Origin of the sequence: Novosphingobium sp. ERN07 (assembly GCF_012641335.1) — a bacterium.
In the GTDB taxonomy this organism is placed as follows: domain Bacteria; phylum Pseudomonadota; class Alphaproteobacteria; order Sphingomonadales; family Sphingomonadaceae; genus Novosphingobium.
The window spans coordinates 111,644-134,276 of record NZ_JABAID010000009.1 but is presented as its reverse complement, the minus strand read 5'-3'; the positions used below and the strand labels follow the sequence as shown (position 1 = coordinate 134,276).

Below are 22,633 nucleotides of genomic sequence, written 5' to 3'. Positions count from 1 at the left end.
AGCGTGATCTGTGCGGCTAAGGCGCGCGTAACGCATCGCGCGGGCCGGCTTAGCTCAGTTGGTAGAGCACCTGATTTGTAATCAGGGGGCCACGGGTTCGAATCCTGTAGCCGGCACCATTTCCTCAAATCTATGGATCGTTATCGGCGATGCGCGAGAGCAAGCGTTCAAGGCGCTTCAGTTCTTCCTGTCGCAGGGCACGAATTTCGAGGAAGATCGCGGCGAGCTCTGGCGAGTCCAGAGCAAGAGTGAGATCGGAAAGCGTGATATCCTGATATTCGGGAACGGCAAAGGCGCGCCTCAGGTTGCCCGCGATTTCGCGCAGGCGCAATTCGCTGCTTGGAGAAAGCGAACCATGCGGCATGTTTGAGCCGTACCATAAGCATATGAAATACAAGCATTGGTATGCCATCGTAAAACTACGCAAGCAAGGTCGACCAGCCGAAAAACCTTTCGGTCTGCCGCCCAAAAACATCGGCCAATCACAACGGGAAATGTGCAACGCACATCACGCGCGGTTTATGCGGGACATCAACCAGAATATAGTATAAACTGAAACCAGTTTTGTGCGGAAGCGTTTTCGTTCTGCGCGCTGATGGAGAGAGAGTTTGGCCGACCAGCAACCATCTACCGACCTGTTCGAGAATCCGCTGGGCCTCGATGGGTTCGAGTTCATCGAGTTTTCCGCGCCGAAAGCCGAGACGCTTGAACCGGTGTTCGAGCGGATCGGTTTTACCCGCATTGCCAACCATCGTTCCAAGCAGGTGCAACTCTGGCGGCAGGGCGGGATCAATCTGATCGCCAACTACGAACCGCGCAGCCCGGCAGCGTACTTCGCGGCGGAGCATGGCCCTTCGGCCTGCGGCATGGGCTGGCGCGTGCGCAATGCGGCAAAAGCATATGCCACCGCGCTGGAGCGCGGGGCCGAGCCGGTGGAAGTGCGCACAGGGCCGATGGAACTGCGTCTGCCTGCGATCCGGGGCATCGGTGGTTCGATCATTTACCTGATCGACCGCAATGAAGGCGCGCCGCAGGGCGATCTTTCGATCTATGACATTGATTTTGAATATCTGCCCGGCGTGGACCGGCATCCGGAGGGCGCGGGATTTCACACGATCGATCACCTGACGCACAACGTCTATGGCGGGCGCATGGCGCACTGGGCGGCGTTCTATGAGCGCGTGTTCGGCTTTCGCGAGATCCGCTACTTCGACATCAAGGGCGAATATACAGGCCTGACGAGTCGCGCGATGACCGCGCCCGATGGCAAGATCCGCATTCCGCTGAACGAAGAGGCGAAAGCGGGCGGCGGACAGATCGAGGAGTTCCTTCGCGCTTATAATGGTGAGGGCATCCAGCACATTGCCTTTGCTTGTGACGATCTGATCGGCGGGTGGGACAAGCTGAAGGCGATTGGCACGCCATTCATGTCTCCCCCGCCCGCGACCTATTACGAGATGCTGGACGAACGCCTGCCAAGGCATGGCGAGCCAGTGGACGAATTGCAGCGGCGGGGCATTCTGCTGGACGGGTCAACGCAGGAAGGCGATCCCCGGTTGCTGTTGCAGATCTTCTCCGAAACGCAGATCGGACCGGTGTTCTTCGAATTCATCCAGCGCAAGAAGGATGAGGGCTTTGGCGAAGGGAACTTCACCGCGTTGTTTCAATCGATGGAGCGCGACCAGATGCGGCGCGGGGTCTTGCAGGTGAAGGAGACGGCAGAATGATCCCTCAGATCAAGCGTATCCACCATGTCGCCTATCGCTGCCGAGATGCGAAGGAGACGGTAGCGTGGTACGAGCGCGTGATGGGAATGCGCTACACCACGGCCTTTGCCGAAGACAAGGTGCCGTCAACGGGTGAGGACGATCCCTATATGCATGTATTCCTCGACTGCGGCGGGGGCAATGTGCTGGCGTTCTTCGAACTGCCGGGGCAGCCGGAGATGGGGCGCGATCCCAATACGCCGGCATGGGTGCAGCATCTGGCGTTCGAGGTGGAGGACGAGGCGGCTTTGCTGGCCGCCAAGGCGCACCTGGAGGCTGAGGGCATCGACGTGTTGGGGCCGACCTATCACGGCATCTTCCGTTCGATCTATTTCTTCGATCCCAACGGCCACCGGTTAGAATTGGCGTGCAATATCGGCACGGCGGAACAGTATGCCGAACTGGCGGAACTGGCACCGGTAATGCTGGAAGAGTGGAGCCGGACCAAGCGCGCGCCCAAGCACGCAGAATGGCTGCACAAGGAGCCTTAAGGTAGCGTCAGGACCACCTTGAGGCCATCTAGGTGCACTTCAGAAAAGGTCAGATCACCGCCATAATCGCGGGCGATGGCGCGGGATATCGCAAGGCCCAGGCCGCAGCCGCCGTGGTCGATATCGCTGCTGTGACCGATTGCGAACACCGCCTCGCGGCGTTCGGGTTCGATGCCGGTGCCATCATCGCACACTTCGATGCGGTGGCCGCCATCGGCTTCGCGTGCTTCGACACGGATTTGCGCGCGCGCCCATTTTCCCGCGTTGTCGAGCAGATTGGAAAGCGTTTCGCTGAGGTCATCGGCGTCCATCGGCATGCTTAGGCCGGTTGGATAGTGCGCGGTGAAGGCTTTGCCGGGGTGGCAGCGGCGCATCGCATCAAGCAGCGGCGGAAGCACTTCATCGAGGCGAGCGCGCGGCGGGACGCCCGCTTTTGAACCGCCAGAGCGGACGCGGGCCAGATGATAATCGATCTGGCGCTGCATTCTGCCCGACTGGTCGAGGAACACCCGCGCAGCATCGCCTTGCCCGGCTTCCTGCAAGCGCTCTGCCTCATCCGTGACCACAGCAAGCGGCGTGCGCAGCGAGTGGGCGAGCGAACTTGCCTCCACCCGGCCTCGCTCTACGATTTCGGCGTTGCGATCGACATAGGCGTTGAGATCGGTGACGACGGCCTGAAGCTCATCAGGATAGCCGCCGGCGATGAGGCGCGCTTCGCCCTTCCGCAGGGCATCAATAGCGGCGGTGAGGCGGTTGAAGGGGCGGAAGCCCAGTGTGATGATCGCAAGGCCGCTGGCGAGCAAGGCGAGCGCCAGCAGCGTGAGCCAGACCGTGAGTTCGCGGGTGAAGGCGCTGATGATGCGTTCAAGGTGGCGCTCATCGGTGGCGATTACGAAGTGGACAGGCGCACCGCTGGGGGCTTGGCGGATGAAGCCGTAGACGATGGTTGGGCCAGTGGGACCATCTGCAATGCGGTGGAGAATTTTCGGCGAATGTGCGATATCATGATCGAGCGCACCGCGCGTCATCGACGGGGATTTGAGCGTGCCGAAACCGGGCCGCGTGATCTGCCAGTAGAAGCCTGAAAGCGGTTCGGCATAGCGCGGATCAGACAGCGGGCGCGTGAGATGCGGGCGGCCTTGCGCGTCCAGCACGGTCAGCCCGCCGAGTTCGCGGACGTGGACTTCCAGCTCTTCGTGATACTGGGATTCGACGTGGCTGGTGAACAGCCGCACCGAAGAATACCAGATCGCGCCGATGCCCAGCGCGACCCAGAGCAGGATCGAAAGGAGAAAGCGGCCGCGAAGCGAGGTCAGGCGCATGGGTCAGACGTCCAGCCGATAGCCAAGGCCGCGCACGGTGCGGATCGCATCGCGGCCGATTTTCCGACGCAGACGGCTGATATGCGCTTCCACCGCGTTGCGATCCCGCTCCGCCTCAAGCGCATAGAGTTGGTCGAGGATGGCGTCCTGCGGGATCACGTGGCCGGGGCGGCGCAGGAACAGGTGGAGCAGCGCGAATTCCTTGCGGCTGAGATCGAGCGGCTCACCGCCGCGCGTGGCGGTGCGGGCAACCGGATCGAGCGCAAGATCCCCCGCCGTCACCGTGCTGGCGCTTTGCCCCCTGCCCCGCCGCCACAGTGCATGAAGGCGGGCGAGCAGCTCTTCGAAGCGGACCGGTTTGACGAGAAAATCGTCGGCGCCGCTGTTCAACCCTTCCACCTTGTCACGCCAGTTGCCGCGCGCGGTTAGGATAAGGATGGGCACAGCTTGCCCGGCGGCGCGCCAGTGGCGCAGCAGGTCAAGCCCGTCCCCATCGGGCAGGCCAAGGTCAAGGATGATCGCCGCCGTCTCGGCCAGATCGGGCCAGTCGCGCGCGGCTTCGGCGGTCTGCACCCAATCGACAGCCATGCCTGCCGAGCCGAGACGCTCTGACAGGCGTCGGCCCAGTTCGGCATCGTCTTCAACCAGCAGCAGACGCATCTTGCGGCAGTTCTTTCCGTGTTTGCCGCCTTTCATTGGCGCACAAAGCTGACGCGACCCTGACAGATTGTCAGGCTTGTGTCAGCTTCGCTTGCGATGAGACGCAGCATGGAACGCAACACGATCATCGGCGGCGCGGCATTTGCGGCGGTTCTTCTTGGCGGGCTTGGCTGGTGGGCCAGCAAGGATGCTCCTGCAACTGAGGAGGCCACAACCGAAGCAAGCGGTGGCGACCTGAGCGCCGAACAGATCAAGCGCATGGGCATCACCACCGAAGCGGCAACCGCGTCAAGCTCCGCCGAACTGGGCATGGTGCCGGGCGTAGTCACCCTCCCCCCCGAAGCACGCGTTGCAGTGACCGCACCCTTTGGTGGCACGGTGCTGCGGCTGTTCGTGGTGAATGGTCAGGCGGTGACCAAGGGGCAGCCGCTGGCCATCGTGCGATCGATCGAACCCGTGCAGTACGGCGCGTCGCTCGCCAAGGGCGAAGCGCAACTGGCCGTAGCGCGGGCCAATGCCGCGCGGACGGGCCAGTTGGCCAAGGAAGGCATCATCGCTGCCGCACGGGCTGATGAAGCGCGCGCAGCCTTGCGCGAGGCCGAAGTGGCGGTGAGCGAGAACCGCCGCATCCTGAACCAGTCCGGCGCAAGCGCAGGCGGCGAAGTGACGCTGCGTGCGCCGATCACTGGCAAGCTTTCTGCGGTGGCAGTCCAGACCGGCGGGCCGGTTGATGGCCTGACAGCGCCATTCGTGATCGAAAACACCGCCAGTTTCATGATCGATCTGCAAATTCCAGAACGTCTTGCCGGACAGGTACGCCCGGGCATGGCGATAGCGCTTGCCGACAGCGGCAATGCGCCGGTCGAAGGGCAAATTGTTTCGGTCGGCAGTTCCATTGATCAGGAAACGCGCGCGCTGGTCGCGAAAGCGCGTATCGATGGATCGCCAGCGCTGGTCAGCGGAAAAGCGGTTTCTGTCCTGCTCAAAGGCGGGCAGAACGTTGCAGGCGTGGGGGTTCCGGCTGCTGCCGTGACACAAGTGGGCGGCAAAGATGTCGTCTTTGTGGCAACGCCCAAGGGCTTTGCCCAACGTGAGGTCGTGGTCGCAGGCCGCGGCGCAAGCCAGATAACACTGGCCTCTGGCGTCAAGCCCGGCGAGCGCGTTGCAACCAGCGGTCTTTCGGAACTCAAAGTCCTGCTGGGCGGCGAATAGGATGCTTTCCAAGCTGGTAGAAAAGGCGCTTGCCGCCCGCGTAGCTGTGCTGGGCCTTGCCCTTGTGCTGGCGGCATGGGGTGGGTGGTCGTTCGTAAACCTGCCCATCGACGCCTTTCCCGACATCAGTTCGACGCAGGTGAAGATCATCCTCAAAGCGCCCGGCATGACGCCGGAAGAGGTCGAGAGCCGGGTGATCACGCCGATCGAGATGGAAATGCTCGGCATTCCCGATCAGGCGAATCTTCGGTCAGTGGCCAAGTACGCGATTGCGGACATTACCATCGACTTCAAGGACGGGACCGACATCTACTGGGCGCGCAGCCAGGTGGCAGAGCGGCTGGCCAACGTTTCAGGCGATCTGCCCGCCACCGTCGATGGCGGCATGGCACCGATATCCACACCGCTGTCAGACATGGTGATGTTCACGCTGGAAGGACCGCAGAGCCTGCCTGAAAAGCGCCGCGTGCTGGACTGGATCGTGCGCCCTGCCCTACGCACAGTGCATGGCGTAGCGGATGTGAACGCACTGGGCGGCTTTGTTGAAACCTTTGAAGTGCGGCCCGACAATGCCGCCTTGGCAGCGGCAGGCCTGACCGTGGAAGATCTGCGCACCGCAATTGAGAGCAGCAACCGCAATGATGGTGCGGGCCGTCTGAAGCAGGGCGAAGAAGCGCTGATCGTGCGGGCGGTGGGTGCAATCACATCTTTGGAAGACCTGTCTTCGGTCGTCGTCCGCACGCAGGAAGGCACCGTACTGCGCGTGGGCGATGTGGCGACCGTCGGCATGGGCAGCCTGACCCGATATGGCGCGGTGACCAAGAACGGCAAGGGCGAGGCGGTGCAAGGCCTCGTCATCGCGCTGCGCGGTGCGGATGCTTCCAAGGTCGTCGATGGCGTGAAGGCGCGACTTGAAGAGATCAAGCCAAGCCTGCCCAAGGGTATGAGCGTGGACGTTTTCTATGACCGTTCCGACTTGATCGGCAGCGCCGTGGGCACGGTGGAAAAGGCGCTGATCGAAGCGACGATTCTTGTGGTCGTGCTGCTGTTGCTGTTCCTCGGCGATGTGCGCGCTTCGGTGATCGTGGCTTTGGCCCTGCCGATGGCGGCGCTGCTCACGTTCATCTTCATGCGATCGATTGGCCTTACCGCCAACCTGATGAGCCTTGGCGGGCTGGCCATTGCGGTGGGCATTCTCGTCGATGGCGCGGTGGTGGTGGTGGAGAACGTGGTCGAACGCCTGTCCGACCCGAAGCACCGTTCGGGCGGGAAGCTCCATGCAGTGTTTATTGCTGCATCGGAAGTGGCCGTTCCCGTCGCCTCGGGCCTGCTGATCATCGCGCTGGTCTTTTTGCCGCTGCTGACGCTTGAAGGGCTGGAAGGCAAGCTGTTCTCTCCGGTTGCGCTAACCATCGTGCTGGCTCTGCTGTCTGCGCTGGTGCTTTCGCTGACGTTCGTGCCTGCGCTGTCCTATTTCGTGTTGCGTCAACAGGATGGCCATCATGAGCCGTGGCTGATGCGCAAGATTGCGCCTGCCTATACGCGTGCGCTGGATTGGGCGTTCGGCAATCGGCGCACGGTGGGCTTCATCGCGGGCGGATCGCTGCTGCTCGCGGGCATTGCCTATACTTTCACCGGCAAGACCTTTCTGCCGACGATGGATGAAGGCGCAACGCTGGTGCAGCTTGCGAAACTCCCTAGCGTGAACATCGACCACAGCGTGGCGGGCGACATGCGCGTGCAGCGGCTGATCATGGAAAAGGTGCCCGAAGTAACCGACGTGATCGCCCGCGTCGGCAGCGACGAACTGGGCCTCGATCCCATGAGCCTCAACGAAACCGACAGCTTCGTTCGCCTGAAACCGCGCAGTGAATGGCGCGTGGCGGACAAGGATTGGCTGGTCGAACAGATCCGCATCGCCTTGCAGGACATGCCGGGGATCGAGCCGAGCTTTACCCAGCCCATCGAAATGCGCGTTTCGGAAATGCTGACCGGCGCGCGGGGCGATCTGGCGATCAAGCTGTTCGGGCCTGACCTCAAGGAGCTTTCGCGCCTTGCCGGGCAAATCCAGAAGCGGCTCGAAAAGATCGACGGCACTAGCGAAGCGATCACCGTGGCCAACGACAGCGTGGATTACCTGCAACTGGACATCGACCGCGTGGCGGCGGGGCGCGCCGGGATGCCGGTAGATATGTTGCAAGACATGATGCGTGCCAACGTGGAAGGCGTGCGCGCGGGCGTTGTGGCCGATGGCGTTCGTCGAGTGCCAGTGGTGATCCGTGGCAATGGCGGCGAAGGCATGGACCCGCAGGCCTTTGCCGATCAGGTCTATCGCAGCCCGGCCGGGCAATTGGTGCGGGCGAGCGATGTGGCACAGGTTCGCCGCGTGGAAGGCCCGGTAAAGCTGGAGCATGAGAACGGATCGCGCTTTGCGCTCGTGCAAGCCTTTGTTTCTGGGCGCGATCTGGTGGGCTATGTGGAAGAGGCCAAGGCAGACATCAGCGCCAACGTGCCGCTGCCGCAGGGCTATCGCATCGTCTGGGGCGGGCAGTTCGAAAACCAGCAGCGCGCTTCGGCAAGGCTGATCGTGGTACTGCCAATTGCGGTGCTGCTGATCTTCGTGGTGCTTTACCTGACACTACGGTCGGTGCGAGCCTCTGCCCTGATCCTCGTCAACATTCCCTTCGCGGCGGTGGGCGGCATGGTGGCGCTGGCGATATCGGGGGAATATCTTTCGGTTCCGGCCTCGGTTGGTTTCATCGCACTGCTGGGCATTGCAGTGCTGAACGGACTGGTCATGGTCAGCTATTTCCGGCAGTTGCGGCAGAACGGAATGCCGCTGCATGAAGCTGTCCGCGTGGGCGCCGCGCGGCGTTTGCGACCGGTGCTGATGACGGCCAGCATTGCCGCCTTTGGCCTCGTGCCGCTGCTTTTCGCCAGCGGGCCGGGATCGGAAATCCAGAAGCCGCTGGCCATTGTGGTGATCGGCGGGCTGGTAACCGCAACGCTGCTGACCCTGATCCTGCTGCCCATCCTTTACGAACGCTTTGGCGAAAGTGCGGTCGAGCGCGATGCGGGCGACCGGTTGCACCCGGCAGGAGAAGGCGCATGATCCGCCCGGCAACACTCGCCGCATTGCTCATCGGTGTGGCTGGATCCGCAGTTGCTCAAACTGCCTTACCCCCGGAGCCAGCGGTCCATGAAGCCATCACTTCGCATCCTTCGGTGCTGGCCGCCGACGCGCGCGTAGAAGCGGCAAAGGCCGAAGCGCGAGGCCTGCGCGCGGGACCGCACGAGTTCACTTTTCAGGCGAGCCATATGCGCCGTTCGGTGCAAGGGCTGGGCAACGTGGCGGAATACGACGCCACTTTGACCCACGCGATCCGCCTGCCCGGCAAAGGCAAGCTGGACCGCGAGGCTGGCGATTTTGGCGTAACCGCAGCGCAAAATCGCGCAGAAGATGCACGCCATCAGGCGGCAACCCTGCTTAACGATCTGTGGTGGGACTGGCTGGGCGCAAGCGCCGAAGCGCGCGTGGATGCGCAAGGCGTGGCAAACTATGAGGCTACGCTCGCCTCGATCAAGCGGCGCGTGGAAATGCGCGATATGGCACCGCTTGAGGCTGACCAGACGGCAGCGGCGCTGGGCGAAGCGCGCACCGTGGCGGCGCAATCGCGCGGGAAAGCCGATCTGGCGCGGGCGCGGCTGATGGCGCGGTTTCCCGGTCTTGCCCTGCCCGACGAAGCGCCTGAACCGCCGCAGCCAAAGCTCCCGGTCGAAACGTTCGAAACGATGGCTGCGCAGGTGATAGAACGCAGCCACGAAATCGGCGCGGCCAAGGCCGAAAGCGCGCGCATGGCCGCCGTGGCAGACCGTGCCCGCAAGGACCGGATTGCCGACCCAAGCTTTGGCGTGCGCCTGTTCAGCGAACAGGGCGGGCGCGAACGGGGGGCTGGTCTTGTCGTGTCGATGCCCATCGGCGGTGGCAACCGGCGCGCTGTGGCGGATATGGCTGAATCCGAAGGACAGGCAGCGGCGGCGGAACTGGCAGCGGTACGGCTCGATGTGCAGGAAATGGCATCGCGCGATGTCACGCGCGCGCATTCGTCGATGCAGGCGTGGGAGCGGGCGCGGGAGGCGTTGAATGCCCAGATGGCAGCGCTCTCCAAGACTCGGCGCGGGCACCAGCTTGGCGCAATCGATCTGGCCGACGTGCTGCTGGCAGAACGCCTGACACACGCGGCTTTTCGCAGCGAAGCACTGGCGCGGGCGGAAGCCAACCGGGCCATCAACTGCCTGCTGATCGACAGCCACAACTTGTGGATTGCGGACTGATCACTGAAATCTGATCCACAGAGGTGACATTTGTCATTGCCTGCACGCTGGCTTGTGCGCAGGCAGGGATCATGACTGAAAACAAGCGTTCGATTCCGCTGCTATGCAACCTTCTGGCGTGGAGGCGCAAACATCCGCTGCTGACCGTGGCTGGTGCGGTTACCCTTTCGACGCTTGGTGCAGGCGGCGCGCTGTGGGCCTGTGCAGACAGTTCCTGCGCTCCGGGATGGCAACTTGCGGCAGCGGATTATGATTGCGCCGGGCGTGCCATGATCAGCCCCGGCAACGATACGCGGATCAACATGGTGCTGCTGATGCAAAGCTTGCACCCAATGCCGGACGCGCCTGCCAAGGGCAATCCCGATCCGTGGGACCGGCAATTCGGCAAGACCTTCATGTCATGGGGCGGCCTGCGCGAAGCATACTGGCCGCAGCCCGAACAAACGGAACAGGCCGGATACGATGAGCGAGTGTGCGAACCTGCGCTTAGCGGCACACCCGCTTTCATCGCAGCGATGGGCACAGAACCAGGCCTTCCCGCAGGTGAACGCTCCGCGTTGACGGAGATGCGCGCGCAGACGGGGTGCAACGAAGGCGCATGGGGCGAAGCGGCGATCACCAGCAAGCCGGGGCGCGAATATCTGGCTTATCTGAAGGCCGCAGATGCCTTTCACAAGAACGACTGGGCGAGAGCGAGCCAGGGCTTCGCTGCCCTCGCCCGCGCCAAATCAGGCTGGATTGCCGAAACGGCGAATTACATGCCGATCCGCATCGGGCTGCGCATGGCAATTGCCAATGCCGTGGATGAATGGGGCGATTTTGCAGGCTCAGCCAAAGCTGACAAGCCATCACTGGATGCGGCAAGCAGCGCGATTGACAGATATCTCAAAGCCTATCCGAAAGGCACCTACGCCGCTTCTGCGGAGGGTTTGAAGCGTCGTGTCGCGTGGCTGAACGGCGATATGGCCACGCTTGTGCGCCGCTATGAGACGCTACTGGCCACCACGCCGGGTTCAAGCGAGGCCGCCGCCGATCTGGCCGAAGAAATCGACAACAAGCTGCTGCAACGCGAAGATTTTGCAGCACTGATCGCTGCACAAGGCAAAGCCCCGCTGCTGCTGGCCGTGGCCGACTTCAAGCAGATGCGCCCCGGCGGGGATGACGGCATCGGCCTTTCCGCCAGCGATCTTGCGGCGCAGAAGCAACTGTTCGCAAGCCATACAGAGCTTTATGGTCTGCTGGAGGCGAGCCGCACCATCTATGGCGGCGGAGATGCGAAAGCCGTTCTGGCTCTGCTGCCCGATGCGGCGCGCCAGCCCCGCTTTACGCCGCTGGCATTCAGTCGCCAGACCGTGCGCGGGATGGCTCTGGGAAAACTGCGCGATCCGAATGAGGCCGGTTTCTGGCGCGAGTTGCTGGCAGGGGCCAATCCGCTCTATCAACGTCCGCTTGCCGAAATGGGCCTTGCCGTGCGCTGGCAGCGTGACCGGCGGGTTGATCAGATTTTCGCCACCAGCTCACCCATCACCGATCCTACGATCCGGGAAGTGCTGCTGCAAACCGTTGCCAGCCCCGCAATCCTGCGCGCCGCCGCCGCCTATACGGCACGTCCTGCGCATGAACGCGATGTCGCGCGGTTTACGCTGCTCTACAAGGATCTGACGCGCGGTGCCTATGCCGATTTCACTCGCGATGTGGTGCTGGTCCCTGCCAACGCGAATGTCGATGGCGGTCTGTGGGACTTCGCGCGGCAAGACGCGGTTCCGGCAGGGTTGTTCCGTAAAGGCCGCTGGTCCGATGGGTTCGCTTGCCCAACCATTGCCGAGACAGCCGCCACGCTGGCCCGGACACCTGGCGATCCCCGCGCACGGCTGTGCCTTGGCGATTTCTATCGGCTGAACGGTTTTGACAGCTTTTCGCTGTTCACCCCTGATAACAATGAGATGGCGCTGGGCAATGGACCAGATGGCTTTTCCGGCAAAGCGCTATCGCGCGGCGCGATTTATGACGCCATCATTGCCGATAAGGCTGCCGCAGCAGATGTGCGCGCCTATGCGCTCTATCGGGCTGTGATGTGCTATGCGCCATCGGGCTACAACGGTTGCAGCGGTCCATCGCGCACGATTGAGGAAATGGACGCCGCCCAAGCGCCGCAATCCACACGCAAGGCGTGGTTCACCGAACTCAAGCAGCGCTATCCCCAAAGCCAATGGGCCAAGAACCTGCGCTATTACTGGTGAGTTTTCGCGCCGCAATACTGTTCGCTTTTGCGCTGCTGGCAGGGTGCAAGGCAGACCCGCAGGCCGAAGCGCAACAGGCGAACGCGGCAAAGTTTGACGCGATCTACGTCTGGCCGGGAGTACGCCCCGCGCCAGACAGTGCGGCAAAAACTGTCTATGTTCTCGATGGTGAAGTACGACGCAACGGTCCCGCGCGACTGCAACGCCTGCGCATGGGTGTGCCTAAATTGCCGGGACGGTCGGTGTGGCTGGTTGTGCGGGCGGACCGGCTCGACTGGAACCACGCCACTTACGCAGCAGTCCTTGCCGACGTTGAAAAGTGGCAAGCGGCGGGCAATGATGTTGCCGGGCTTCAGGTCGATTTCGATGCGGCCACGCGCGGCATCGAAGGCTATGCGACGTTTCTTCACACCGTGCGCGAACGCCTGCCCAAACGGTTGAAGCTATCGATCACCGGCCTGATGGACTGGAGCGCGCATGGCGATCCGCAAGCCTTGGCCGGGTTGGCGCAAACGGTCGATGAAGTGGTGGTGCAAACCTATCAGCATCGCTCCACCATTCCCGGTTACGAGCAATATTTTGCGCGGATGGAGCGCTTCCCCATCCCGTTTCGCGTTGCGCTGGTCGAAGGCGGGGCGTGGACGCCCCCGCCCATGCTGGAGCGCCACCCGATGTTCCGAGGCTACGTGGTGTTCCTGCTGAATCCGGCGAAACCAAAAGCCTGACCAGCTATAGCGGATTGCCTTGCCCATCGAGCAGTTCGATACGGTATGAACAGCCATAGAGCGTTTTGCCCGGATGGCTGGTGGCGTTGGATACAGATCGCGCGATCACGGTGTGCGTGCCAAAACCACCAGGCTTTTCAGCCGGTTCGGTCACGTCTACCAGCACGCGTTGGCCAAGGAATTTGCGGAAATGAATTTCCGCCTCGACCTCTGCCCGCGTGGCTGCGCCCGAAGCCACAATCTCAACTATCAGGGCTTCGGGGTCCATCTTGTTCACAATACCTTCAGGACCGGCAATGACCGCCGGATCAGGTTCATCCAGCACGGCGAGGATACCGCTGGACGAAAAGGCAATGTGATCCGTCTGCCATTCTCCGGTTACCGCGACCGGTTCGGGCAATCGATATTCCAGCAAAAAGGGATTGTCGGTTTCGATCTTTACCCAGCCCAGTTGCGTGGCAACGCCGTCGTCGCCCGAAACACCCAGCGCAAAGCCGTTGTAGGTGGGCGCATCGAGATGGCAGTTGATCGCATCGGTCACGCTTACCGCAGCAGGATCAAACTCCTCATCGTCCTGCGCAAACGCGGGAGTAGCAAGGATCAAGGCGAAGGCAGCTAGCCGATGCAGCACGAAAGTTCCTTTCAATTCCGCGAATAGCGCCCGCGCGGCATGTCTTGGGGGAACAAGTCACCATCACGAACATCAAGGCGCATCTGTGTAAATGGCGGCGCTTCGATCTGCCGGGTGTCCGCAATAACCGTCTGGACGCCGTGGGCTATCGGCGGGATAGACAGTGTTTGCGAACGGTTTACCGGTTCGGGAAAAGACAGGACGAGTTGGCTGACGGTCGCGCCCGTCCGCGCAGGTGCAAAGGCCCATCCGCCCCTGCTGGTCTGCGCGGTTTCGCGGTGGCCGTCGCTGTAGATGAACACCACACCCACGCGCGAAAGCCGCAGTTCGCGCGCGGGATCACCGACGATGACCGCAACGGACGGCTGCCATTCGCTCTGCGGGATCGCCACGCCATGATCCACGCGCCGGTGCGTGCAGGCAGGCGGCATGACAGGAGCGCCGATATCGGGCGCTTCCATACCGGCAACACGATAAGCGTTCTCCATCGCCTGCTTGGCGTTGTGCCAGGTATCTATTGCGTTGGCCGCATGTTCGCTTTCCGCTGCATCTATGGAGGCTGATCCCACTGCAACCGCAGCAGCGCGGCTTGCCGTATCGCGCGCCATTTCCGCCTGTGCCAAAGCCTTGTGCGCAGAGGCAATATCTGCCGCGCTCGCAGGGGGGCGGTCTTCCGGCAACAGCACAGGGGGCGACATCGCCACCGCGACATTCCACGGACACAGTGCGGCAGCGGCCTCTACCGCCTTGTCCTCTGCCAATTCCCGCATCCGGCGTTCAGCGTCTTCGTTCCATTCGAAGCGCTCGTCAGCACGAAACAGCGGCGCATCTGCGGCGGGCTGATCGGCAACAAGCATGACCGCGCCGCCACTTGCGCCCCACCGCCCTTCCGCCATCTGATCCACGGAACCATAGCTGATGTACCAATCGAACCGTCCATCGGCCTTCAGCCGCAGTTCCGACCCAGTTTCCATGACGCCCGACAGGTAATAGTGCCCGACCAGCGCTGAATCCGCTTGCCCCGGATCGACAGGTGGCGCGGTGCTTGCGCACCGTTGCCGCTGCTGTTCGGGGGAAAGTTGATCGGCGCCGTGGCCAATTTCTTCCTGCACTTTCGTGCCGTAAGACAGACTATCAGCGCCACCTGCCTGCTGGAGCAGGCGTTGCCCTTGCGCCAGCGGGACGCAAGGATCGCCGGTTCCGGCATCCACCATCGCCCGCGCCAGATCGCGCTGCAATTCGGCACGCAAGATCAGCGAAACCGGATCATCGTGCGGTTTGCCCTGCTCCAGCAATTGGGCTGCTTTGCGATAGATCGAAACGACTTCGGGCAGATTACCCGCATCACGCGCCGCAGCCGCTTTTTCAAGCAGAAGGCCAGCCTCCTCCCACGGATCGGAAAGGGCTGGCGCGGCAGGTAAGAAAGCCGTGAGCGCAGTGGCCAATATTGTGGCCACGATGCTGCCAGTACGGTTCATGGTATTGTTGCGTTCTGGCATTCGCGGGGCGTAGACGTTCGTCAAAGGGGCCACAATCCACCCTATCCAAATCGGTTTGGAATGACACCGCCCATGCGCAAAACCGCTCTCATGTTCGCGTCCGCCTTATCCTTGTCAGCATTGCTGGCCGCACCAGATGCCACTGCTGCGCCGCGCGCCGTGCAAGTTTCGACGCCTGCCCCAAGAACGCCGGAACGCAAGCAGATTCTCGATGCCATCCGCCCCTCTTCCGGTTCGCAGATCCGCTTCATCGTCCACGATCTGCGCGTGATGAAAGGGAAGTCTGCCAATTTCGCCTATGCCTCGGTCGAACCGTCACAGCAGGAATACGATGGCGGTGAATACATTCTGCGCAACGATGGGCCAAAGACAAAAGGCGGTTGGCGCGTGATCTGGGCGGTAACCGGTGGGGGCGCTAATTCATGTGCCGACATAGCCGCCTATTATCGCGCCATTGCCAAATTGCTGAATGCACAGGGCATTGCCCCTGACCGGCTCAATCCCGGCCACAGCAAGGAAGAGCAAAACCTGTCAGCAGCCGCGCGCGAAGATGCAGACTGCAATACCGTGGGCGACCTCGGCCCAGCGGTGGATTGATAGCCAATCAACCCGCCGCAGCGTTCCTGCGAAGTTCGGCAAGAACCACCCGAAAAGCGGGCGAAGGGTTGCGACGGTTGGGGTAGTAAAGTTGGTGCCCAGCAAAGTCGACTTGTAACGGTTTTGCGCCGGTCACCTGAGCGTTTTGAGCTCGCAACGGGGACCGATGAAAAGTGTTTGATCCCACGGTTTGATGGTTCGATCCTTTCGTTGGAATGGAAGGATGCCATATGGGACAGATACGTCATGGGTGCGCCACGACCACGCACGCCGTCCGAGCAGCAATACTGCGCGCCGAGCTTCGCTCGCGACGCTGAGCCGTGAGCTGGGGATCAACCCGAAGGCGGTAGCGAAGTGGCGTAAGAGAACGACGGTCGAGGACCTGAAGACCGGGCCGAAGGCCCCTCATTCCACCACTCTGTCCGAGGCCGATGAGGCAGTTGTTGTGGCGTTCCGGCGGCACACGCTGCTGCCGCTCGATGACTGCCTCTATGCCTTGCAGCCGTGGCTCCCGCATCTGACGCGGTCAGCGCTGCACCGTTGCCTCCAGCGGCACGGAATCTCCCGTCTACCTGACATCGAAGGCGACAAGCCGAAGCGTCAACGCTTCAAACGCTATCCCATCGGCTTCTTCCACATCAACATTGCCGAGGTGCAGACCGCCGAAGGCAAGCTCTACCTGTTCGTCGGCATCGACCGCACCAGCAAGTTCGCGGTCACCCAGCTGGTCGACAAGGCCGACAGGCGCACAGCGTGGGAGTTCCTCGACCACCTGCTGAAGGCCGTACCTTACCGCATCCACACCATTCTGACCGACAATGGCATCCAGTCCGCCGATCAGCCTCGTAACCGCAACACCGCCTGGTCGCGTCAGATGCGCTTCGACATGATCTGCGAGGCGAACGACATCGAGCACCGGCTCACCAAACCGAACCAGCCGTGGACCAACGGGCAGGTCGAACGCATGAACCGGACGATCAAGGAGGCGACCGTCAAACGCTTTCATTACCAGAGCCATGACCAGCTCACGATGCACCTCGCCGACTTCATGGCCGCCTACAACTTTGCCCGCCGGCTCAAGACGCTCAGCGGGCTCACGCCCTACGAATACATCGCCAAGATCTGGACGTCAGAGCCAGACCGGTTCATCGTCGACCCGACCCACCAAATACCGGGACTGAATACCTAGAATGCGTCGTCAAGCGGACGGGGCAAGCAGGGCAGTTCAACTATCCACGACGCGCCATCGCAATTGGCACAACTTCCGCCCCCGTGCGCAACGTGTCCAGATAGTCCGCCCGCCATTGCGCCATCTCGACGCGCTCCTGCCAGTGCTGGCCGCGATAGTAGCCGGCGCGCACGGCGTCTTTGTCCTTGTGGGCAAACGCGCGTTCGATCACGTCTGACGACCACTTGCCGGATTCGTTCAGGAGCGTGCTGGCCATTGCGCGGAAGCCGTGCGCGGTTATTTTATCCTTGGTGAAGCCCAGCCGCCGCAGCGCCGCGTTCACCGTGTTCTCGGACATTGGCTTGATTGGCGTGCGGATCGACGGGAACACATACTTGCAATCGCCTGTCATGGCGCGAGCATCTTCGAACAGAGCGATGGCTTGGCAGGAGAGCGGAACGGCGTGTTCCTGCCTGCCCTTCATCTTCGGGGCCATTATGCGCCACACAGCCGCGTCCAGATCAATTTCCGACCATTCCACTCTGCGCCGTTCACCGGGGCGCTCGAAGACGTAAGGCGATAATTGCAGGGCAATGCGCGTAATCGGCAAGCCCTGCCCTTCATAACCGTCCATCGCGCGCAGCAGTTCGCCAACGCGCTTGGGTTCAAGAATCGCCGCATGGTGTTTCGGCTGGCGTTTGGCCAAGGCCCCGCGCAGATCGCGCGTCGGGTCCGATGTCGCCAGTTGGTTTGCAATGGCATAGCGAAACACGCCACCGACGAACTGAAGCGCACGATGCGCCTTCTCGTCGTTCTTCGCCGCTTCATAGGGTCGCACGGCTGGATTTCGGAAATGGGGCGATTGCCCAGCTCCTTCTGCAACAGCCGGATGAACCAGCGCCGTTTGACGATCGTGTTAGCCGCGAGGCGATCGCGCTCGTTCTTGGCGATGTGGGCATCAGCAACAGCCGTGAAGGTGTTGGCCGCGCTGATCTCGGCGCTGCGCAGATCGCGCTGCTTCTGTTCCGCCGGATCAATGCCATTGGCCAGCAGGCGACGTGCATCATCGCGCCACTCGCGCGCGTCCTTCAGGCTGACACGGGATACATGCCCAGCCCCAGTTTCTTCTCTAATTGCTTTGGCTTGCCATCTGCGTCGGTGCCATCGACGCGCTATTTCATGCGCCAAAGCATCCCGCCCTATGGCTGGACCAGCAAGAACAGCCTCTTTTCATCCGTCAGCTTGTAGGGCTTCGCTTGGGGCTTCGCGTTTCGGATTGTGATCGTCGAAAGTGCCATTGGGGGCCACGCCTTTCAGCAGTTGCTAAATGGCCCCCACCGTGCCCCCAGAATCGCCTGATTAGAGACGAACGTCGGCGGGCGCTGGCGGTTCAACCAGTCCAATTTATGGCAGATTTCCGGGGTTTTTTCAACCAAACGCGGGCATTGGCGAAAGGGGAAATGGTGCCGCTTAGGTGATTCGAACACCTGACCCCATCATTACGAATGATGTGCTCTACCGACTGAGCTAAAGCGGCCTACCCTGTGGGCAGGGGCGGCGTTTAGCCAGACGGGGCGGGCTAGGCAAGGGTTTTTGCGCAGGTTTGTGCGATCATTTTCCGAGGCCCGCGCTCCAGTCACGAATGGCAGCGGTCATGGCAGAGCCGATGCGGCCCAAGTCTTCTTCACCGATGGTCAAAGGCGGCGTGGTATAGAGAATGTCGCGGAACGGACGCAGCCAAACGCCGCGTTCGATACAGCCGGCAGAAAGGCGGTCTGCCGGCGCTGCGCGATCAAGCTGCACCACGCCAATCGCGCCTCTCGTCCGCACGTCCTTCACCCCCGGCAAGTCGCGCAAAGGAGCCAGCATCCGCTCCAGCGCCTTGCCGATGGCCTGTGCCTGCGCCAGCCTCGGCTCACGCTCGAACAGGTCGAGCGAAGCGTTGGCGGCAGCACAACCCAGCGCATTGCCCATATAGGTCGGCCCATGCATCAGCGCGTGCAACGGATCGTCGGACAGAAAGCCATCGTGGATGCGCGCGCTGGCAATCGTGGCTGCCAAGGGCAGCGTGCCGCCGGTCAGCGCTTTCGACAGAGTGACGATATCGGGCTGCACCCCGGCAATCTGGCAAGCGAACATCGCATCGCCCAGCCGCCCCAGCCCCACGAAAATCTCATCAAAGATCAGCAGTAGATCATGTTCGTCCGCCAGCCGTCGCAGCGCCTGCAGCGTGAAAGGATCGTGGAACACCATACCACCCGCGCCCTGCACCAGCGGCTCCACCACGATGCCCGCCAGTTCACCCCGATGCTGCGCCAGCACGTCACCTAGCGCAGCCTCCTGCGCTGCATCACGCGGCAGATCGACCACGACCTGTTCGAGCAGCGCGCCCTTGAACAGGCTGTGCATCCCCTCATCCGGGTCGCACACGCTCATCGTGGCGAACGTATCGCCATGATAGCCGCCCCGAAAGCACAGGAACTTCACGCGCCGCTGCCCGCGATTGAGCCAGAACTGCGCGGCCATCTTCATCGCCACTTCAACCGCGACCGATCCCGAATCGCTGAAGAACACATGGTCAAGATCGCCGGGCAGCAATCCCGCCAGCCGCCGCGCGAGGACATAGGCCTGCTCATGCGCCAGCCCACCCAGCATGACGTGGGGCAGCGTCTCCAATTGCCCGCGCACCGCTGCTTCAATGTGCGGATGGCGATAGCCGTGAACGGTGGCCCACCAGCTTGAAATCCCGTCAACCAGTTCGCGCCCATCCGCCAGCCGCAGGCGCACGCCCTCGGCCGAAACGACCGGCAGCGCGGGCCGCACCGTCTTCATCTGGGTATAGGGCAGCCACACGTGGCCGCGCCCTTTGGTGTACCAATCAGGAGTTGCGTTCATCCCCCTGCACTGACCTGCATGGCCGCGCGGATCAAGACCTGTATCGCCGGCGAAACGACCATTGCCCCGCCGCCTCCCAAGGTCCCCCGCGGTAGTGGTGCAGTGCAAGCCCTGTGAAGCTGAAATCGCGTGGTGCAAAACCCGCCGCCAGTTCATCCTGCAATGCACGCGCCTGCGCCCGCACGACCTTGTTCTGCACGGTGACGTGCAGACGTGGCTTGCTATGGTCCTGCGCGCTCAGCATTCCGTGGAAATGATCGGCAATCTGCGCCCGCAGATCGAGCATGTGAGGGCTGAGAATGCGCAGGGCCGTGCCGCCGCCAAGGTCCATCACGGCATCGATCCGCGCGTCTATGGGAGACGTATCCCCCGCCAGCGTTGCCATCAGCGACCGCACTTCTTCCAGCAGCATCGGCGGCAGCGCATGGAACAGCGTAACGTGCGCTTTCAGGAAATTGCGTTCGGGTGGAAAATGCGTTGTCCGCAAATGATCTGCCCATGCCTGAATATCACCGGGCAAAGTGGCAGTGGCAATCAGCGGCGCGGGTGAGGAGGGGACATCCATCGCCAAGCCCTGCCATGACGACACGTCTTGTTCAAACTGCATAGAAGGGAGGAGAAGGGAACATTCGGCAAAACCGCAAATATTCGCAGGCGCGAACGGCTCGGTACAGCCGGAATGTTCCCCGGATCCTGGGCAAAGCAAAGCTTTGTCCCGGTGCCTCCGTGGAAGTCCTTAGGCAGTAACCATTAACAAGGGAAGAACTTATTCACCATTTCGGATAAGATTTTGCAGTTGCTCACAGATCACCCCGCGCCTTGCGCAGGGCGAACCATTTGGCAACATTGGCATTATGCTGTTCAAGTGTATCAGCGAATACATGCCCGCCTGTGCCGTCCGCCACCATAAAAAGTGCTTCAGTTTCGGCAGGATTCAAAACGGCAGCAATCGAATCACGTCCCGGATTCGTGATAGGCCCCTTTGGCAGGCCAACCATCGTGTAGGTGTTATAGCCATTTACCGCCTGAATTTCCGATTGGCGGATGCGGCGGCCCAGAGGTTTTCCCTTGGTGATCGGATAGATGATCGTCGGGTCCGCCTGCAGCAACATGCCCTTGCGCACACGATTGGAATAAAGTCCTGCCACCATGCCCCGCTCTTCGGGTTTGCCGGTTTCCTTCTCGACAATGGAAGCAAGGATCAGCGCTTCCTGCGGTGTCTTGGCCACCGTGCGGGGTGATCGCTTTGCCCAAAGTTCGGCCAGCGCCTTGTCCATTGCCGCCTGCATCCGCTTCAGCACGGCGGCGCGCGGTTCGCCCTTCTGCCAGTCATAGCTGTCGGGCAGAACGGTGCCCTCACCCGGCGCGGATACCGGGCCGGTCAGATCCTTGTTCGCCAGCAACCGTTCGGCGACCATGATCGACGGCATACCTTCGGGGATGGCAATCAGGCGACGGATCACCTTGTCGCCTTTGAGGATTTCAAGGATCGTCGATTCGCTCGCGCCCTTGGGGATCAGGAACGAACCTTCCTTCACCTCGGTGCCGCTGCCCAGCAACTTGGCCCGCAACTTGAACAGCGTGGCGGACCCGATGGCTCCCTGCGCTTCCAGATCGTCGGCCAGCGCGCTCAGCCCTTCGCCCTTGCCCACGTCGAATTCGATCTGCTGTTCGAGCGGACCCGTGGCGACCCAGCCCCCGGCTATCCAGCCGAAGACGCCCACCACCACAAGCGCCACCGCAATCAACGGCAGCTTCGAACGACGACGGCGAGCCATGCGGCTGTTCCTTAGTCTTCCAGCGCCTTGACGATCACGCTGGCGTTGGTCCCGCCAAAACCGAACGAATTGTTCAGCGCCGCGCGCACCTTGCGGGGTTTGGCAACGTGCGGCACGAGATCGACGCCCTCGGTGCCTTCGTCAGGGTTGTGCAAGTTCAACGTCGGCGGCACGATCTGGTCGCGAATGGCCAGAATGCAGAAGATCGCTTCAACCGCGCCCGCGCCGCCCAACAGGTGCCCGATGGCAGATTTGGTGCTGCTCATCGATGCGCCCGAAAGATCGTCGCCAAGCACGCGCTTCACCGCCGCCAGTTCGATGGTGTCAGCCATCGTCGACGTGCCGTGGGCGTTCACATAATCGATGTCGCCCGCCGTCATCCCGGCCTTTTTCAGAGCCATGCGCATCGCCAGTTCCGCGCCCTTGCCTTCAGGGTGCGGCGCAGTCACGTGATAGGCATCGCCCGACAGGCCATAGCCGACGACTTCGGCGTAGATCTTCGCGCCGCGTGCCTTTGCGTGCTCGTACTCTTCCAGCACGACAACGCCCGCGCCTTCACCCATTACAAAGCCATCGCGGTCCTTGTCATAGGGACGGCTCGCTTCGGTGGGGCGGTCATTATAGCTGCAGTTCAGCGCGCGGGCCTGGGCAAAGCCTGCCACACCCAGCGGGTTGATCGTGCTTTCCGCACCCCCCGCCAGCATCACGTCGGCATCGCCATCCTTGATCATGCGCGCAGCATCGCCAATCGAATGTGCGCCGGTAGAACAGGCGGTGACGACCGCGTGGTTCGGCCCCATCAAGCCATACTTGATCGAGACTTGCCCTGAGATCAGGTTGATCAGGCGGCCATGCACAAAGTGCGGCGAAACGCGGCCCGGACCCTTTTCGTGCAAGACAATCGATTCGCTTTCGATTCCCGGAAGCCCCCCGATGCCCGACCCGATCGAGCAGCCGGTGCGCGTCTTCAGATCATCGTCCATATCGACAAGACCTGCGTCTTCCAGTGCCTGGCCTGCGGCATCGATGCCGAAGACGATGAACGGATCGACCTGACGCTGGATCTTGTGATCGACGCGCTTGCCGGGATCGAAGCCGAACTCGTGATCGGCAGGCTTCACCTCGCAGGCGATCTTGCACTTCTGGTCGCTCACGTCGAACTTGGTGATCGGCCCTGCACCGCTTTTCCCGGCGAGCAGGTTCTTCCACACGGTTTCCACGTCCGCGCCCAGCGGGGTGACGAGGCCAAGTCCGGTTACGACGACACGACGCATTGAATTCTCCGGGAAATATGCAAACAGGCCCAGCCCCTGA

General features: G+C 62.0%; 18 protein-coding genes, 2 tRNA genes and 2 pseudogenes. 10 read left to right on the top strand and 12 right to left on the bottom strand.

Going from position 1 to position 22,633, the window contains the following annotated elements:
* Positions 1–43 precede the first annotated feature (43 nt).
* Positions 44–119: transfer RNA gene (locus tag HGI47_RS13705), tRNA-Thr, on the top strand.
* Between the two features lie 11 nt (positions 120–130).
* Here the strand turns inward: HGI47_RS13705 and HGI47_RS13700 are convergent.
* The gene (locus HGI47_RS13700) at positions 131–364 is read right to left on the bottom strand and encodes a hypothetical protein (protein WP_168853320.1); all 234 of its coding nucleotides are present in this window, start codon (positions 362–364) and stop codon (positions 131–133) included.
* Positions 365–608: 244 nt separating this feature from the next.
* On the opposite strand from HGI47_RS13700, the gene hppD reads away from it, so the two are divergent.
* Together hppD and HGI47_RS13690 are read left to right on the top strand one after the other, a co-directional pair.
* Positions 609–1,727 carry a 4-hydroxyphenylpyruvate dioxygenase gene (gene hppD, locus HGI47_RS13695; protein ID WP_168853319.1) on the top strand — a complete coding sequence of 373 codons (1,119 nt, stop codon included), beginning with the start codon at positions 609–611 and terminating at the stop codon, positions 1,725–1,727.
* Positions 1,724–2,257 (top strand): VOC family protein, encoded by a 534-nt coding sequence (locus tag HGI47_RS13690; RefSeq protein WP_168853318.1) that lies wholly within the window; start codon positions 1,724–1,726, stop codon positions 2,255–2,257. Before hppD ends, HGI47_RS13690 begins: the two co-directional genes overlap by 4 nt.
* On the opposite strand, the gene HGI47_RS13685 is transcribed toward HGI47_RS13690, so the two are convergent.
* Positions 2,254–3,579 carry a sensor histidine kinase gene (locus HGI47_RS13685; RefSeq protein ID WP_168853317.1) on the bottom strand — a complete coding sequence of 442 codons (1,326 nt, stop codon included), beginning with the start codon at positions 3,577–3,579 and terminating at the stop codon, positions 2,254–2,256. The genes HGI47_RS13690 and HGI47_RS13685 overlap by 4 nt on opposite strands.
* A gap of 3 nt (positions 3,580–3,582) precedes the next feature.
* Positions 3,583–4,239: a response regulator transcription factor gene (locus HGI47_RS13680; RefSeq protein WP_168853316.1), complete on the bottom strand. Its 657-nt coding sequence runs from the start codon at positions 4,237–4,239 to the stop codon at positions 3,583–3,585.
* A gap of 108 nt (positions 4,240–4,347) precedes the next feature.
* On the opposite strand from HGI47_RS13680, the gene HGI47_RS13675 reads away from it, so the two are divergent.
* From HGI47_RS13675 to HGI47_RS13655, 5 genes are all read left to right on the top strand, one after another.
* The gene (locus tag HGI47_RS13675) at positions 4,348–5,451 is read left to right on the top strand and encodes an efflux RND transporter periplasmic adaptor subunit (protein ID WP_168853315.1); all 1,104 of its coding nucleotides are present in this window, start codon (positions 4,348–4,350) and stop codon (positions 5,449–5,451) included.
* Position 5,452: 1 nt separating this feature from the next.
* Positions 5,453–8,563, top strand: a complete 3,111-nt coding sequence (locus HGI47_RS13670) for an efflux RND transporter permease subunit (protein ID WP_168853314.1) — start codon at positions 5,453–5,455, stop codon at positions 8,561–8,563.
* Complete coding sequence (locus HGI47_RS13665) at positions 8,560–9,786, top strand: TolC family protein (RefSeq protein WP_206066195.1); 1,227 nt, start codon at positions 8,560–8,562, stop codon at positions 9,784–9,786. Before HGI47_RS13670 ends, HGI47_RS13665 begins: the two co-directional genes overlap by 4 nt.
* Before the next feature lie 71 nt (positions 9,787–9,857).
* Complete coding sequence (locus HGI47_RS13660; protein WP_168853313.1) at positions 9,858–12,026, top strand: hypothetical protein; 2,169 nt, start codon at positions 9,858–9,860, stop codon at positions 12,024–12,026.
* Complete coding sequence (locus HGI47_RS13655) at positions 12,023–12,751, top strand: DUF3142 domain-containing protein (protein ID WP_370521722.1); 729 nt, start codon at positions 12,023–12,025, stop codon at positions 12,749–12,751. The genes HGI47_RS13660 and HGI47_RS13655 overlap by 4 nt, the downstream gene beginning before the upstream one ends.
* Positions 12,752–12,755: 4 nt before the next feature.
* Here HGI47_RS13655 and HGI47_RS13650 read toward each other — a convergent pair whose 3' ends face one another.
* A complete protein-coding gene (locus tag HGI47_RS13650) occupies positions 12,756–13,382 on the bottom strand; it encodes a hypothetical protein (protein WP_206066194.1) in 627 nt (208 codons plus the stop codon).
* 11 nt (positions 13,383–13,393) lie between these two features.
* Entirely contained in the window at positions 13,394–14,860 is a 1,467-nt protein-coding gene (locus HGI47_RS13645) for a hypothetical protein (protein ID WP_168853201.1), read from the bottom strand.
* Positions 14,861–14,971: 111 nt separating this feature from the next.
* Here HGI47_RS13645 and HGI47_RS13640 point away from each other — a divergent pair, with 111 nt between their 5' ends.
* Entirely contained in the window at positions 14,972–15,478 is a 507-nt protein-coding gene (locus HGI47_RS13640) for a hypothetical protein (protein WP_168853311.1), read from the top strand.
* Between the two features lie 230 nt (positions 15,479–15,708).
* Positions 15,709–16,667 (top strand): annotated as a pseudogene (locus HGI47_RS13635) (IS481 family transposase).
* Positions 16,668–16,707: 40 nt separating this feature from the next.
* Here HGI47_RS13635 and HGI47_RS23110 read toward each other — a convergent pair.
* The 7 genes and pseudogenes from HGI47_RS23110 to fabF form a co-directional block, all read right to left on the bottom strand.
* Entirely contained in the window at positions 16,708–17,484 is a 777-nt protein-coding gene (locus HGI47_RS23110; protein WP_370521720.1) for a tyrosine-type recombinase/integrase, read from the bottom strand.
* A gap of 233 nt (positions 17,485–17,717) precedes the next feature.
* A pseudogene (locus HGI47_RS23105) lies at positions 17,718–17,834 on the bottom strand (hypothetical protein); the annotation flags it as partial.
* Between the two features lie 273 nt (positions 17,835–18,107).
* Positions 18,108–18,183 (bottom strand) — tRNA-Thr (locus HGI47_RS13625).
* Between the two features lie 74 nt (positions 18,184–18,257).
* Entirely contained in the window at positions 18,258–19,541 is a 1,284-nt protein-coding gene (locus HGI47_RS13620; RefSeq protein ID WP_168853309.1) for an adenosylmethionine--8-amino-7-oxononanoate transaminase, read from the bottom strand.
* Between the two features lie 31 nt (positions 19,542–19,572).
* Positions 19,573–20,148, bottom strand: a complete 576-nt coding sequence (locus HGI47_RS13615) for a 2'-5' RNA ligase family protein (RefSeq protein ID WP_240950181.1) — start codon at positions 20,146–20,148, stop codon at positions 19,573–19,575.
* Positions 20,149–20,341: 193 nt separating this feature from the next.
* Positions 20,342–21,319: an endolytic transglycosylase MltG gene (mltG, locus tag HGI47_RS13610; protein ID WP_168853308.1), complete on the bottom strand. Its 978-nt coding sequence runs from the start codon at positions 21,317–21,319 to the stop codon at positions 20,342–20,344.
* A gap of 11 nt (positions 21,320–21,330) precedes the next feature.
* Complete coding sequence (gene fabF, locus HGI47_RS13605; protein ID WP_168853307.1) at positions 21,331–22,593, bottom strand: beta-ketoacyl-ACP synthase II; 1,263 nt, start codon at positions 22,591–22,593, stop codon at positions 21,331–21,333.
* Between the last annotated feature and the right edge of the window lie 40 nt (positions 22,594–22,633).